This window comes from Ramlibacter sp. GS1-15 (genome assembly GCF_057785015.1).
In genome coordinates, this window is sequence record NZ_JBYNTU010000001.1 from 2,879,829 (window position 1) to 2,892,945 (window position 13,117).

At 67.3% G+C, this 13,117-nt stretch carries 15 protein-coding genes; 12 read left to right on the forward strand and 3 right to left on the reverse strand.

Annotated elements, in window-relative coordinates:
* Positions 1-25: 25 nt before the first annotated feature.
* On the forward strand, positions 26-229 hold the full coding sequence (locus AC3EF3_RS14360) for a hypothetical protein (protein ID WP_488532824.1): 204 nt from the start codon (positions 26-28) through the stop codon (positions 227-229).
* 154 nt (positions 230-383) lie between these two features.
* Positions 384-2,036: a SulP family inorganic anion transporter gene (locus AC3EF3_RS14365; RefSeq protein WP_488532825.1), complete on the forward strand. Its 1,653-nt coding sequence runs from the start codon at positions 384-386 to the stop codon at positions 2,034-2,036.
* 6 nt (positions 2,037-2,042) lie between these two features.
* Here the strand turns inward: AC3EF3_RS14365 and AC3EF3_RS14370 are convergent, their stop codons facing one another.
* Positions 2,043-2,528: an outer membrane protein assembly factor BamE gene (locus AC3EF3_RS14370; RefSeq protein ID WP_488532826.1), complete on the reverse strand. Its 486-nt coding sequence runs from the start codon at positions 2,526-2,528 to the stop codon at positions 2,043-2,045.
* A gap of 64 nt (positions 2,529-2,592) precedes the next feature.
* Here AC3EF3_RS14370 and AC3EF3_RS14375 point away from each other — a divergent pair, with 64 nt between their 5' ends.
* The 10 genes from AC3EF3_RS14375 to AC3EF3_RS14420 all read left to right on the forward strand — a co-directional run bounded on the left by AC3EF3_RS14375 (position 2,593) and on the right by AC3EF3_RS14420 (position 11,492).
* Positions 2,593-2,814 carry a DUF3460 family protein gene (locus AC3EF3_RS14375; protein ID WP_488532827.1) on the forward strand — a complete coding sequence of 74 codons (222 nt, stop codon included), beginning with the start codon at positions 2,593-2,595 and terminating at the stop codon, positions 2,812-2,814.
* Positions 2,811-3,668 carry a segregation and condensation protein A gene (locus AC3EF3_RS14380; protein WP_488532828.1) on the forward strand — a complete coding sequence of 286 codons (858 nt, stop codon included), beginning with the start codon at positions 2,811-2,813 and terminating at the stop codon, positions 3,666-3,668. The genes AC3EF3_RS14375 and AC3EF3_RS14380 overlap by 4 nt, the downstream gene beginning before the upstream one ends.
* Positions 3,669-3,677: 9 nt before the next feature.
* Complete coding sequence (nadB, locus tag AC3EF3_RS14385; RefSeq protein ID WP_488533801.1) at positions 3,678-5,252, forward strand: L-aspartate oxidase; 1,575 nt, start codon at positions 3,678-3,680, stop codon at positions 5,250-5,252.
* Between the two features lie 184 nt (positions 5,253-5,436).
* Positions 5,437-5,949 (forward strand): hypothetical protein, encoded by a 513-nt coding sequence (locus tag AC3EF3_RS14390; protein WP_488532829.1) that lies wholly within the window; start codon positions 5,437-5,439, stop codon positions 5,947-5,949.
* A 3-nt stretch (positions 5,950-5,952) separates the two neighbouring features.
* A complete protein-coding gene (locus tag AC3EF3_RS14395) occupies positions 5,953-7,305 on the forward strand; it encodes a c-type cytochrome (RefSeq protein WP_488532830.1) in 1,353 nt (450 codons plus the stop codon).
* A 9-nt stretch (positions 7,306-7,314) separates the two neighbouring features.
* The gene (locus AC3EF3_RS14400; protein ID WP_488532831.1) at positions 7,315-9,096 is read left to right on the forward strand and encodes a cbb3-type cytochrome c oxidase subunit I; all 1,782 of its coding nucleotides are present in this window, start codon (positions 7,315-7,317) and stop codon (positions 9,094-9,096) included.
* On the forward strand, positions 9,093-9,794 hold the full coding sequence (locus AC3EF3_RS14405; RefSeq protein WP_488532832.1) for a cytochrome c oxidase subunit 3: 702 nt from the start codon (positions 9,093-9,095) through the stop codon (positions 9,792-9,794). The genes AC3EF3_RS14400 and AC3EF3_RS14405 overlap by 4 nt, the downstream gene beginning before the upstream one ends.
* 49 nt (positions 9,795-9,843) lie before the next feature.
* On the forward strand, positions 9,844-10,566 hold the full coding sequence (locus AC3EF3_RS14410; RefSeq protein WP_488533802.1) for a heme-copper oxidase subunit III family protein: 723 nt from the start codon (positions 9,844-9,846) through the stop codon (positions 10,564-10,566).
* Between the two features lie 14 nt (positions 10,567-10,580).
* Positions 10,581-10,952 carry a cytochrome C oxidase subunit IV family protein gene (locus tag AC3EF3_RS14415; protein WP_488532833.1) on the forward strand — a complete coding sequence of 124 codons (372 nt, stop codon included), beginning with the start codon at positions 10,581-10,583 and terminating at the stop codon, positions 10,950-10,952.
* A gap of 24 nt (positions 10,953-10,976) precedes the next feature.
* On the forward strand, positions 10,977-11,492 hold the full coding sequence (locus tag AC3EF3_RS14420; RefSeq protein WP_488532834.1) for a DUF1269 domain-containing protein: 516 nt from the start codon (positions 10,977-10,979) through the stop codon (positions 11,490-11,492).
* A gap of 19 nt (positions 11,493-11,511) precedes the next feature.
* Here the strand turns inward: AC3EF3_RS14420 and AC3EF3_RS14425 are convergent, their stop codons facing one another.
* Together AC3EF3_RS14425 and AC3EF3_RS14430 are read right to left on the reverse strand one after the other, a co-directional pair.
* Positions 11,512-12,756 carry an RNA polymerase sigma factor gene (locus AC3EF3_RS14425; RefSeq protein ID WP_488532835.1) on the reverse strand — a complete coding sequence of 415 codons (1,245 nt, stop codon included), beginning with the start codon at positions 12,754-12,756 and terminating at the stop codon, positions 11,512-11,514.
* Positions 12,744-13,091, reverse strand: a complete 348-nt coding sequence (locus tag AC3EF3_RS14430; protein ID WP_488532836.1) for a YciI family protein — start codon at positions 13,089-13,091, stop codon at positions 12,744-12,746. The genes AC3EF3_RS14425 and AC3EF3_RS14430 overlap by 13 nt, the downstream gene beginning before the upstream one ends.
* Positions 13,092-13,117: the final 26 nt, after the last annotated feature.

A 13,117-nucleotide genomic window follows, 5' to 3' on the forward strand; every position in this document is an offset into this window, starting at 1 on the left:
CATACGGCCCTGCTACAGTGGGCCGATGCTTGGCAGTATCCGCATCCCCGCGCTTCTTCTCCTGTCGTCAGTCCTGGCGAGCGGCTGCGCCGTGGTCACGGTCGCCAGCACCGCCGTCGGCGTCGCCGCGACCGGCGTGGGCCTCGCCGTCGATGCGACGGTCGGAACCGTGAAGGCCGTGGGCAGCGCGGCGAGCGCCGTCATGCCGGGCGGCGACGAGAAGCCCTGAGGATCGCCGCCGCGCGGGCGTACACTTCGCCCATGGCCACCGCGCCGCTGTCCCTCTCCCGCCGCAAGCGCTTCATCACGCGCCTGCATCACTGCGGGCCGCCGGGGTCGAACCGACGCTGATCGCGTTCCGTTCGACTTCTCCGGAGCCTTCCTTGAATTTCTCGTTCGCCTTTCGTCCACGCATCGTGGACGCGTTAAGCGGCTATCACCGCGACCGTTTCCTGCACGACCTCGGCGCCGGCGTCACCGTCGGCATCGTCGCACTGCCGCTCGCCATGGCCTTCGCCATCGCTTCGGGGCTCAAGCCCGAAGCCGGCCTGTGGACCGCGATCATCGCCGGCCTGGTGATCGCCGGGCTCGGCGGCTCGAACGTGCAGATCGGCGGGCCGGCCGGCGCGTTCATCGTCATCGTCTACGGCATCCTGGAGCGCTTCGGCCTGGCCAACCTGCTGATCGCCACGAGCTGCGCCGGCGTGCTGCTGTTCGTCGCCGGCTTCTTCCGGCTCGGGCGTCTGGTGCGCTACGTGCCGGTGAGCATCGTGATCGGCTTCACCAACGGCATCGCCGTGCTGATTGCGGTGTCGCAGATCAAGGACTGGCTGGGCCTGGCGATTCCGAAGATGCCGGCCGACTTCTTCACGCAGATCGGCGTAATGGCGCAACACATCGGCACGTTCAATCCTTACTCCTTCGCACTGGGCGCGGTCTGTTTTCTCGGCCTGTTCCTCTGGCCGCGGCTCTGGGCCGAGCACTCGCCGATCCACGCCGCCAGTGACCTGCCGGGCGTGCACAGCGCGATCATGTTCAACCGGCGCGTGCCGGGCCCCGTGGTGGCGCTGATCACTCTCACCCTGATCGCCTGGTTCTTCCAGCTGCCGGTGGAGACCATCGGCACGCGCTTCGGCAGCATCCCGAAAGGCCTGCCCGCCTTCGTGCTGCCCGAGTTCTCGTGGGCGACCGTGAAGCTGCTCGTGACGCCCACGCTGACCATCGCCGCGCTGGGCGCGATCGAGTCGCTGCTGTGCGCGCGCGTGGCGGACCAGCTCACCACGGCCCCACGGCACGACCCGAATCAGGAGCTGATGGCCCAAGGGGTCGCGAACTTCCTCACGCCTTTCTTCGGCGGCATGCCGGCCACCGGCACGATCGCGCGCACGGTGACGAACATCCGCGCCGGCGCGAGCACGCCCGTCGCCGGCATCGTCCACTCGATCACCCTCGCGGTCATCGTGCTGGCGGCCGCGCCGCTGGCGCTGCTGGTGCCGCTGTCGGTGCTCGCGGGCATCCTCCTCTTCGTGGCGTTCAACATGGGCGAGTGGGAGGAGTTCGCGCACCTGAAGAAATACAGCACGCATTACCGCGTCCTGATGCTCGGGACCTTCTTCCTCACTGTCGTTTTCGACCTCACGGTGGCCGTGCAGGTGGGCCTGCTCACCGCGTGCGGCCTGTTCGTCCGCAAGATGAGTTCCCTGTTCTCGGTGGAACTGGTGCGGCGCGAAGGTGCGGTGATCCAGTACGAGCTGTACGGCTCGCTCTTCTTCGGCGCGGTGGCGAAGATCGACGAGGTGGTCCAGGCCGTGGAAAACGGGCCGAAGGAGCCGGTGGTGATCCTCGATGCCTCGCACCTCGTGCACCTGGACACCTCGGGGCTGGATTCGCTGCGCCAGTTGCACAAGGCGGTGCTGCTGCGCGGCGGCACGCTGCACCTGGAGAACCTGCACGAGCAACCGCAGGAAGTGATCGAGCGCTCGGGCTTCGGAGTGGAACTGCGGGGCAATATCCCTTCGCCCGAGGTCACCGCGTAGCCGTGGTTACCTGTGCTCGGGCTCGCGCAGCTCCGGCGCCGACCCGCTGCGAACCACCCGGCCGTTCGCGTCGAACCACACGGTGAAGATCATGGCCCCATTGGGCGGATCGGGATCGGTATAGCGCCAGTCCCAGGCCGTCTCGTTCTTCAGCGGAAAAGGGGTGACCTTCGCCGGTTTGCCGAGCATCCGACGCACGTCCTGCCCGGTGAGGCCCGCCACGACCTGGCGGAAGCTGAAGGGATTGAGCACCTGCCGCAGCGAGCTCATCCTGCCATCCGCGCCGATGGTGATCATGTAGTTGGTGCGGCCCTCCGGCCGCCGGTTGTACTCGAGCGTGCGGCCGCCGTCGGGAGCCGCCCACACGTTCTCGGGCTCGCCGAACTGGGCGCGCACGTCGGCCTCGGTGGCGACGCCCTCCTCCAGCTTCGCGACGCGCTGGGGGTCGCAGGCGGAGAGCAGGAATCCGGCGACGAATGTGGAAATTGTCATCAGGAGCGCACGCACGAGGCGGACCGGTAAAATTCCGACCAAAGGGTTCATCCGAAGACAGGGTATGTCCATTCTGCAACGCATTTTCCGCCGCCCCGACTACAACTCGGAGATCACCCAGTTCATCTCCGACCTGAAGCGCAGGAAGCCCGATCTCGAGGCGCAGCAGCGCAACGGGCGCGCCATCTGGTGGGACAAGCAGGTGAACCGCGAGGCCTGGGCGGAGTTCCGCGCCGCGCAGGTCGCGCAGAAGCCCTACGTCTACCAGACGGAACCGAAGCAATGAGCGACACGGCCGGCGAGGCGGTATTGCCGGATGCGCCGGAACCCGTGCTCGAATCCATGCCGGAAGTGATCGACCAGGTGGCACTGGCGAAGCTCTATGGCGAACCGCTGTTCGCCCTGCCGACGGACCTGTACATCCCGCCGGACGCGCTGGAGGTCTTCCTCGAGGCGTTCGAAGGTCCGCTGGACCTGCTGCTCTACCTGATCCGCAAGCAGAACTTCAACATCCTCGACATCCCGATGGCGGGCGTGACGCGCCAGTACCTGGTGTACGTGGAGGAGATCCGCACGCGCAACCTCGAACTCGCCGCCGAGTACCTGCTGATGGCGGCGATGCTGATCGAGATCAAGTCGCGCATGCTGCTGCCGCCGAAGAAGACCGCCGACGGCGAGGAAGCGGAAGACCCGCGGGCCGAGCTGGTGCGCCGCCTCCTCGAATACGAGCAGATGAAGCTGGCCGCCGCCCGCCTGAACGAAGTGCCGCAGATGGGCCGCGACGTGCTGCGCGCGCAGGTCTACATCGAGCAGGCGATCCAGCCGCGCTTTCCCGACGTCAACGTGATCGACCTGCAGGAAGCCTGGCGCGACATCCTGAAGCGCGCGAAGCTGGTGCAGCACCACAAGATCACGCGGGAAGAGCTGTCGGTGCGCGAACACATGTCGATCGTGCTGCGCAAGCTGCAGGGCCGCAAGTTCGTCGAGTTCGAGAACCTGTTCGACACCACGCGCGGCGTGCCCGTGCTGATCGTCACCTTCATCGCGATGCTGGAGCTCGCCAAGGAGACGCTGATCGAGGTGACCCAGGCCGAGGCCTACGCGCCCATCTACGTGCGGCTCGCCTACCAGCCGGCCTGACCCATGAACATGAGAGATTTCGACGTCCTGATCGTCGGCAGCGGCCTCGCGGGCCTGACCGCCGCCATGCAGCTCGCGCCCACCCATCGCGTGGCGATCATCACCAAGCGCGCGATGAGCGACGGCTCCAGCGGCTGGGCCCAGGGCGGCATCGCCGCCGTGATGGCGGAGGACGACAGCTTCCAGTCGCACGTCGACGACACGCTGGTCGCCGGTGCGGGCCTGTCGCAGCTCGATGCGACGCGCTTCGTGGTCGAACACGCGCCCGAGAGCATCGCCTGGCTGCGCGAGCTGGGCGTCCCCTTCTCGCAGGAGAACGGCCACCTGCACCTCACGCGCGAAGGCGGCCACAGCGCCCGCCGCATCGTGCACGTGACGGACGCCACGGGCGCGGCCGTGCAGCAGACGCTGATCGAACACGTGAAGCGCACGCCGAACATCAGGGTGTTCGAGCGGCACATGCTGGTCGACCTGATCACCACGCGCAAGCTCGGCATGTCGGCCGACGAGCCGCAGCGCTGCCTGGGCCTGTACGCGCTGGACGAGGACGCCGACGAGGTCGTGACCTTCCGCGCGCCGCAGACCATCCTGGCCACCGGCGGCGCGGGCAAGGTGTACCTGTACACGACCAACCCCGACACGGCGACGGGCGACGGGATCGCCGCCGCCTGGCGCGCGGGCTGCCGGGTGACGAACATGGAGTTCATCCAGTTCCACCCGACCTGCCTGTACCACCCGCTGGTCAAGTCCTTCCTGATCACGGAAGCGGTGCGCGGCGAGGGCGGCAAACTGCTGCTGCCGGATGGCACGCGCTTCATGCCGCAGCACGATGCGCGCGCCGAACTGGCGCCGCGCGACATCGTCGCGCGTGCGATCGACTTCGAGATGAAGAAGCACGGCCTCGACTGCGTGTACCTCGACATCTCGCACCAGCCGGCCGGATTCATCCGCGAGCATTTCCCGAACATCTACGCGCGCTGCCTCGAGCTGGGCATCGACATTACCAAGCAGCCAATCCCCGTCGTGCCGGCCGCGCACTACACCTGCGGCGGCGTGCACACCGACCTGCAGGGCCGCACGGACCTCGTGGGCCTGCATGCGATCGGCGAGACGGCGTACACCGGCCTGCACGGCGCCAATCGCCTCGCCAGCAATTCGCTGGTCGAATGCATGGTCTTCGCGCGCTCGGCCTCCAAGGACGTCCTGGCCAACCGCCTGCCCCTGCCGCCGCAGCTGCCGCCCTGGGACGAAAGCCGCGTCACGGATGCCGACGAATCGGTGGTGATCTCCCACAACTGGGACGAGCTGCGCCGCTTCATGTGGGACTACGTGGGCATCGTGCGCACGAACAAGCGGCTGGAGCGGGCCGAGCACCGCATCCGGCTGCTGCAGGCCGAGATCCAGGAGTTCTACGCGAACTTCCACGTCACGCGCGACCTGCTGGAGCTGCGCAACCTGGTCACGGTTGCAGAGCTGATCGTGAAGTCCGCGCAATCGCGCCACGAAAGTCGCGGCCTGCATTTCTCGCGCGACTACCCGCAGATGGCCGAGGACGCGCAACCCACGACACTGGCACCGCACTAGCGGTCGATGAAGACGATCGTGAATCGTCACGTTCGCTCAGGATGAGCACGAGCGCAGTGAAGTCGACTTGCAGGCCCGTCTGATTGCGCTCATGCGCAATCGGGTGTACAAAACCCCGGCATGGCCCCGGTACGACATCGGGGAACAGCATGCGCAATGCGCGTCGCGCGCAAGGGAGGCCATCATGGACACTCTCGTGGGTTTGCGTACCGGGCACTGGCGTGCCACGGACTGGAGCGCCGGGGCGGTTGCCGGTTTCGCGGCCGGTGCCATCCTGATGGTGCTGGACCTGATCTGGTCCGCCATCTTCAACCTGGACGGTCCGTGGCGAACCTCGCACATGATCGCGCCGATCTTCTTCGGTCCCGCGAGCCCGCCGGCCTCCGGCTACGGCTTCAGCCTCGGCGTGGTCGCCATCGCGCTGGTCACGCATTACGCGCTCGGCATCGTCTGGGGCCTCGTGACGGCCGCAGTGCTCTCGCAGCTCGAACTCGACTCGAACCCGACCCGCGCCGGGGTTTCGGGCGGGATCATGGGCATGGTGCTCTACCTGTTCAATTTCGAGCTGGTGTTGGTCAACATCTTTCCCTGGCTGTATGACCTGCGGGGTGCGGACACGATGGCCGCGCACGTGGTGTTCGGAAGTGCGGCCGCCCTGTTGTACTGGAGGCTGAAGAGGACAGGCTCGGAGTCCTGAGCCATGCCCATCGCCGTCGTCCTGATCCTGCTGGCGCTGGGCTCGGTCGCATTCCATTTCCTGAGCCCCTGGTACTTCACGCCGATCGCCTCGAACTGGGGGACCATCGACGGCACGATCAGCATCACCTTCTGGGTCACGGGGTTCGTGTTCCTCGCCGTCACCGGCTTCATGGCCTGGTCGCTGATCCGTTACCGGCATCGCCGGGAATCACGCGCCGCCTACGAGCCGGAAAACAAGAAGCTCGAATGGCGGCTGTTGATCGTGACGGCCGTCGGCGTGGCCGCCATGCTGGCCCCGGGCCTGATCGTCTGGGCGAAGTTCGTCAACGTGCCCGAAGACGCGTACGTCGTGGAGGCCGTCGCGCAGCAGTGGAACTGGAGTTACCGCCTGCCGGGCCGCGACGGCAAGCTCGGCACGGTGGATGCCCGCTACGTGAGCGATTCGAACCCGTTCGGGATGAACCCGGATGACGCGAACGGTCGCGACGACCTGCTGGTGGCGAGCCCCGAACTGCACCTGCCGCTCGGCAAACCGGTCAAGCTGCTGCTTCGCTCGAAGGACGTGCTGCACAACTTCACCGTGGCCCAGATGCGCGTGAAGATGGACTTCGTGCCGGGCCTGGTCACGCACATCTGGTTCACGCCGACGCGAGCGGGCTCGTTCGACGTGCTGTGCGAGGAACTCTGCGGGATCGGCCACTTCGCCATGCGTGGCCGGATGGTGGTGGATGAGCCCGCGGCATTCCAGGCGTGGCTGGATCGCCAGCAGACTTTTGCGCAGGCGAGCGCGCGGCCGCCCGGCGATGCTGCGGCCGGCAAGGCGCTGTTCGCGGTGTGCGCGGGCTGCCACGGCGCGAACGGCGAAGGCAACGTCGCGATGAATGCGCCGAGGCTGAGCGGGCAGCTCCCCTGGTACCTGGAGAGGCAACTGAGGCAGTTCAAACAGGGCGTGCGCGGCGCGCACGAGCAGGACGTATTCGGCAAGATGATGGCGCCGATGGCGGCCACGCTCCCCGACGACGCCGCCATCGCGAACGTCGCGGCCTACATCGCGACGCTGCCGGACGTGCGCACCGCGTCGACGATCAAGGGCAATGCGGACCACGGCCGCCAGCGGTATGCGACCTGCGCCGCCTGCCATGGCGAGAGCGGCCAGGGCATCGCCGCGACCAACGCCCCGCGGCTGAAGGGCATGAGCGACTGGTACCTCGCGAGGCAGCTGAAGAATTTCAAGAGCGGCGTCCGCGGCGCGCACCCGCAGGACGTCCAGGGCGGCCAGATGGCGCTGTTCGCCGAGACGCTCGCGGACGACGCGGCGATCGGCGACGTGCTCTCCTACATCAACTCGCGCTGAGGAGCGGCGATGGCTGGCTACGTTGCCCACGACGAAACGAACTTCGCACCGCCTGCGGAAGTCGGCGAGGTCGAGCTCTACCACCCGAAGACGTTCATCGGCAAGTACGTCTGGAGCCAGGACGCGAAGGTGATCGCCGTGCAGTACGCCGTCACGGCGATCGGCATCGGGCTGGTGGCGCTGGTGCTGTCGTGGCTGATGCGCCTGCAGCTCGGCTTCCCGAACCGCTTCGCCTTCATCACCCCGACCAACTACCTGCAGTTCGTCAGCATGCACGGGATGATCATGGTGGTCTACCTGCTGACGGCGCTGTTCCTGGGGGGCTTCGGCAACTACCTGATCCCGCTGATGGTAGGGGCGCGCGACATGGTCTTCCCCTACGTCAACATGCTCAGCTACTGGGTGTACCTGGCGGCGGTGCTGCTGCTGGTCGCCAGCTTCTTCGTGCCCGGCGGGCCCACCGGCGCGGGCTGGACGCTCTACCCGCCACAGGCCATCCTGGATGGCACGCCCGGGTCGCACCTGGGCATCATCCTGATGCTGCTGTCGCTGTGCGTGTTCATCGTCGGCTTCACGATGGGGGGTCTCAACTATGTGGTGACGGTGCTGCAGGCCCGCACGCGCGGCATGACGATGATGCGCCTGCCGCTGACGGTGTGGGGCATCTTCATGGCCACCATCCTCGCGCTGCTGGCGTTCCCGGCCCTGTTCGTCAGCTGCATCATGATGCTGCTGGACCTCACGCTGGGCACCAGCTTCTTCATGCCCGCGCTCGTCTCCAAAGGGCACCAGCTCAACTACTCCGGGGGCAACCCGCTGCTGTTCCAGCACCTGTTCTGGTTCTTCGGCCACCCCGAGGTGTACATCGTCGCGCTGCCCGCCTTCGGCATCGTGTCCGACCTGATCGCCACGCACGCGCGCAAGAACATCTTCGGCTACCGCATGATGGTCTGGGCGATCCTGGTGATCGGCGGCCTGAGCTTCGTCGTGTGGGCCCACCACATGTACGTGAGCGGCATGAACCCGTATTTCGGCTTCTTCTTCGCGACGACGACGCTGCTCATCGCGATTCCCACGGCCATCAAGGTCTACAACTGGGTGCTGACCCTGTGGCGCGGCAACATCCACTTCACCGTGCCGATGCTGTTCGCGATCGGGTTCATCTTCACCTTCGTCAACGGCGGCCTCACCGGCCTGTTCCTGGGCAACGTGGTGGTGGACCTGCCGCTGTCGGACACCATGTTCGTCGTCGCGCATTTCCACATGGTCATGGCGATCGCGCCGATCCTCGTGGTGTTCGGGGCCATCTACCACTGGTACCCCAAGGTCACCGGCCGCATGCTGGACGACACGCTGGGCAGGATCCACTTCTGGATCACCTTCGTGGGCAGCTACGCGATCTACTACCCGATGCACTACCTGGGCTTCATGGGGGTGCCCCGCCGCTACTACGCGATCGCCGGGACCAACTTCATCCCGGAATCGGCGCAGTCGCTGAACGCGGCGATCTCGATCGCGGCCTTCGTCGTCGGGGCCGCGCAGATCGTGTTCTTCTACAACCTCATCTCCAGCTATTTCAAGGGCCGGCCGGCCGGCGACAACCCGTGGCACGCCACCACGCTGGAGTGGCAGACGGCCCATACCCCGCCCACGCACGGCAATTTCGGCAAGGAGCTGCCGGTCGTCTATCGCTGGGCCTACGACTACGGCACGCCGTGGACCAAAGCCGACTTCATTCCCCAGAACGTCGCGCCGTCGGAGGTGGCGAACGAAGCGTGGGTGAAATCATGACGATCGGCCTGGTGCTGCTCTCATTGCTGATGGGCGCCATCGTGCTCTGGCTGTTCCGCCAGACCGTGAACGTGCAGCCCTGGCAGGGAAGCGTCGCGGTGCACGAACTGGCCGGCGGCCCATCGGAGCGGCCCGCCGCGAAGACGGCCTTGTGGGTGTTCCTCGCCGTCGCGACCTCGCTGTTCGCGCTCTTCATCAGCGCGTACTCGATGCGCCTGAGCTTCGCGGACTGGGCGCCGTTGCCGCAACCGCGGCTGCTGATGGTGAACACCGCCGTCCTGGTCGGTGCCAGTCTCGCCATGGAGTGGACGGTGCGTGCCGCACGTCGCGCCCAGTGGGACAGGATGCGCGAACGCCTGCGGCTGAGCGGGCTGCTGACGATGGCCTTCCTGGCCGGCCAGCTCCTGGTCTGGAAGCAGCTTCACGATGCCGGCTACTTCGTGTCGGCGAGTGCCGCCACCGCGTTCTTCTATCTTTTGACCGGCGTCCACGGCCTGCATGTGCTCGGCGGGTTGGTGGCCTGGGCGCGCGCATCGGGCGCCGCGCGGCGTGCACCGGATCCGGCGGCCATCAGGCTCGCCGTCGAATTGTGCGCGACGTACTGGCACTACCTGCTCGCCGTCTGGGTGGTGCTGTTCGCGCTGCTCGTGTCGAGCGACCTGGGATTGGCGATCTGCTCGTCGACGGCAACCTGGTGATGGAGAACAGCTCATGACGCCCAACGAAGCCGCCGGTACCGCGGACCTCATGACGAAGTACGAGGCAGGCGGCGCCACGGCAGGGGCGCCTGCGGGGTCGCGCTGGCAAAGCGTGGTCTCCGACGTGTCCTCCGACCAGCGGGTCTTCAAGGGCGTGCCGTGGGGCAAGCCGATGATGTGGATCTTCCTGCTGAGCGACACGTTCATCTTCGGCAGCTTCCTGGTCTCGTACATGGCCGTGCGGCAGTCGACCCGGGTGCCCTGGCCCAATCCCAGCGAGGTGTTCGGCCTCACGGTGTTCGGCCACAGCGTGCCGCTCCTGCTGATCGCGATCATGACGTTCATCCTGATCAGCAGCAGCGGCACGATGGCGCTGGCCGTCAACTACGGGTACCGGCGCGACCGCAAGACGACGTTCTGGCTGCTGCTGGCCACCGCGGCCCTGGGCGCGAGCTTCGTGGGCATGCAGGCTTTCGAGTGGACCAAGCTGATCCTCGAAGGCGTGCGCCCCTGGGCCAACCCGTGGGGGGCAGCCCAGTTCGGGTCGTGCTTCTTCATGATCACGGGCTTTCACGGCACGCATGTGACGATCGGCGTGATCTTCCTCATCATCGTGGCGACCAAGGTGCGACGCGGCGACCTGGACCGGCAGCGCCCGGGTTTCCTCACCGGCCGCAAGGGCAATTACGAGATCGTCGAGATCATGGGCCTGTACTGGCACTTCGTCGACCTGGTCTGGGTCTTCATCTTCGCTTTCTTCTACCTCTGGTAGCGAGGGATCGGCACATGGAACACGCACAGGAGTCGCACCCCCCCGTCCAGCACGAGCACCAGCAGCACCCGCTGGGGATCTACTTCAAGATCTGGGGATTGCTGTTCGTGCTCAGCACCGCGTCCTACCTCGTGGATTACTTCCACTTCACGGGCCTGCTCCGCTGGTCGCTGATCGTGATCTTCATGCTGCTGAAGGCCGGCCTGATCGTGTCCGTGTTCATGCACATGTTGTGGGAGAGGCTCGCGCTCGTGTACGCCATCGTGGTCCCGCCGCTGCTGCTGATCGTGCTGCTCGGGATCGGCGCGCTGGAAGCGCGCTACACGTTCGACACGCGCGGCGCGTTCTTCGCTCCGGCAAGCACGCAGCCCGCCGCATCGCATTGAGGGTTTTTCCAACGGGAGTTGATCATGCGCAAACGTATTTATTGGTTGCTGCCGGACGTGCCGAGCGCGCTGGCCACGATGGATGACCTCCTGCTGGCCTACGTCGACGTGCGCCACATGCACTTCGTCGGCCGCGAGGACCAGGACATGAGGGGGTTGCATGTGGCCAGCGTGCTGCAGACCTCGGACGTGCTGCGTTCGGCCCAGGTCGGCATGCTCGTCGGCGCCGCCATCGGCGGCCTGCTGGGCGTGCTCGTGGCGGTGTACTACCCGATCGTCGGTAACCAGCCGCAATGGGGCATCGCCGCCGCCCTCGCCATCGCCGGCGCGCTCTTCGGCATCTGGACCTCCAGCATGATCGGCGTTTCCATCCCCAGCAAGCGCCTGCAGCGTTTCGCCAAGGAGATCGAGAACGGCAAGATCCTGCTGATGGTGGACGTGAACATCTGGCGGGCCGGCCAGATCGAGGCGCGCCTGCGCGACCTGCACCCGGAGGCCCAGCTCGAAGGCTCCGAGCCGGACATCCCGGCTTTCCCCTGAGCGCCTGCGCGCGGCCCGTTCACCGAGCCGCGCATGCGGCCGCCCGCCGCTGCAGGAAGCGTCGCACCGTCGGGTCGCGTTCGAGGCCGATCGCGCGCTCGTACGCCTCCAGCGCTCGCGTGCGATCGCCTGTACGCGCGAGCAGTTCGGCGCGCGCGGCCCAGTAGGGCTGGTAATTCGCCAGGCGCGCATCGCCCGCGAGCGCATCGACCGCGCGCAATGCGGCTGCCGGGCCTTCGACCTCCGCGGCCGCCACGGCGCGATTGAGCGCCGTGACCGGGGAGCCGGTCAGCGCATACAGCGCGTCGTAAAGGCCCACGATGGCGTTCCATGGCACGGCGGCGCCGGTGCGGCGCACGCTGTGCGCGGACTGCAGCGCGGCCTCGAGCTGCAAGCGCCCCGGCATGCAGAGCGCGTTGGCGCGATGCAGCAGCGACTCGGCCTCGCCGATCATCGCGGCGTCCCAGCGCGCCACGTCCTGCGCCGCGATGGGCACGTACTCGCCCTCCGCGTCGCGCCGTGCGGCACGCCGCGCATGCGCGTGCAGCATGAGCGCCAGCAGCCCCAATGCTTCGGGCTCATCGGGCAGCAGCGCCGCGATGAGCCGGCCGAGCCAGATCGCTTCTTCCGCGAGGTTGCGCCGCTGCGGGTCCGCGCCTTCGGCGTCGGTCCAGCCTTCGGCGTACGCCGCATAGATCGCTTCCAGCACCGCGTCCAGGCGCTCGGGCAGCTCGGCTTTCTCCGGCACGCGAAAGCCGATGCCGGCCTGCCGGATCTTCGTTTTCGCGCGCACGAGGCGCTGGCTCATCGTCGCGGGCGAGACCAGGAAGGCCGACGCGATCGTGCCGGCATCGAAGCCGAGCACGGTCTGCAGCATCAGCGGGGCGCGTGCGCCGCGATCGATGCCGGGATGCGCGCACGCGAACAGCAGTTCGAGCCGGCGGTCCGGCAGCGCGTTCGCGTCGGCCGGCTCGGCGAGTTCGTCCAACAGCATGAAGTGTTGCGCGGCGTCTTCGTCGTGCAGCTTGCGGCGCACGTGGTCGACCAGGCGTCGCCGTGCGACCGTCAGCAGCCACGCTTCGGGGTTGGAAGGAACGCCGCGCTGTGGCCAGTCGGCGAGCGCCGCGCCGAACGCCTCGGACAACGCGTCCTCCGCGCCGGCGACGTCGCCCGTGCGCGCCGACAGGATCGCGACGAGCTTGCCGTAGCTGCGGCGCGCCGCGCCTTCGGCCGCGCCCGCAGCGGCCAGCGTCACATCGCCCACACGGGCCGCACCTCGACGCAGCCGTGGCTCGCGCCGGGGCAGCGCGCCGCCCACGAGAGCGCGTTGTCGAGATCGGGCACCTCGATCAGGAAGTAACCCCCGAGCTGTTCGCGTGTTTCGATGAACGGGCCGTTGAGCACTTCAGTCTTGCCGTCGCGCACGCGGACGGTCGTCGCGGTTTCCGCGGGCCGCAGGCGGTTCGAGCCGCGCAGCACCTCGGCCTTGCGCAGCGCTTCGGTGAACGCGCCATAGGCGGCCAGGCCTTGCGCACGCTGGGTCTCGGTCAGCGATTCCCACCCCTTCGGGTCGGCGTGGATCAGCAACATGTATTCCATCGAAAGCTCCTCGGTATCGGGAGCGC

Excerpts from the sequence above, each read along its gene's own strand:
- AC3EF3_RS14395 (WP_488532830.1), top strand. The coding sequence starts at position 5,953 with ATGCCCATCGCCGTCGTCCTGATCCTGCTGGCGCTGGGCTCGGTCGCA.
- AC3EF3_RS14370 (WP_488532826.1), bottom strand. The coding sequence starts at position 2,528 with ATGACAATTTCCACATTCGTCGCCGGATTCCTGCTCTCCGCCTGCGAC.
- AC3EF3_RS14390 (WP_488532829.1), top strand. The coding sequence starts at position 5,437 with ATGGACACTCTCGTGGGTTTGCGTACCGGGCACTGGCGTGCCACGGAC.
- AC3EF3_RS14375 (WP_488532827.1), top strand. The coding sequence starts at position 2,593 with ATGTCCATTCTGCAACGCATTTTCCGCCGCCCCGACTACAACTCGGAG.
- AC3EF3_RS14420 (WP_488532834.1), top strand. The coding sequence starts at position 10,977 with ATGCGCAAACGTATTTATTGGTTGCTGCCGGACGTGCCGAGCGCGCTG.
- AC3EF3_RS14415 (WP_488532833.1), top strand. The coding sequence starts at position 10,581 with ATGGAACACGCACAGGAGTCGCACCCCCCCGTCCAGCACGAGCACCAG.
- AC3EF3_RS14405 (WP_488532832.1), top strand. The coding sequence starts at position 9,093 with ATGACGATCGGCCTGGTGCTGCTCTCATTGCTGATGGGCGCCATCGTG.
- AC3EF3_RS14360 (WP_488532824.1), top strand. The coding sequence starts at position 26 with ATGCTTGGCAGTATCCGCATCCCCGCGCTTCTTCTCCTGTCGTCAGTC.
- AC3EF3_RS14380 (WP_488532828.1), top strand. The coding sequence starts at position 2,811 with ATGAGCGACACGGCCGGCGAGGCGGTATTGCCGGATGCGCCGGAACCC.
- AC3EF3_RS14430 (WP_488532836.1), bottom strand. The coding sequence starts at position 13,091 with ATGGAATACATGTTGCTGATCCACGCCGACCCGAAGGGGTGGGAATCG.
- AC3EF3_RS14410 (WP_488533802.1), top strand. The coding sequence starts at position 9,844 with ATGACGAAGTACGAGGCAGGCGGCGCCACGGCAGGGGCGCCTGCGGGG.
- AC3EF3_RS14400 (WP_488532831.1), top strand. The coding sequence starts at position 7,315 with ATGGCTGGCTACGTTGCCCACGACGAAACGAACTTCGCACCGCCTGCG.
- nadB (WP_488533801.1), top strand. The coding sequence starts at position 3,678 with ATGAGAGATTTCGACGTCCTGATCGTCGGCAGCGGCCTCGCGGGCCTG.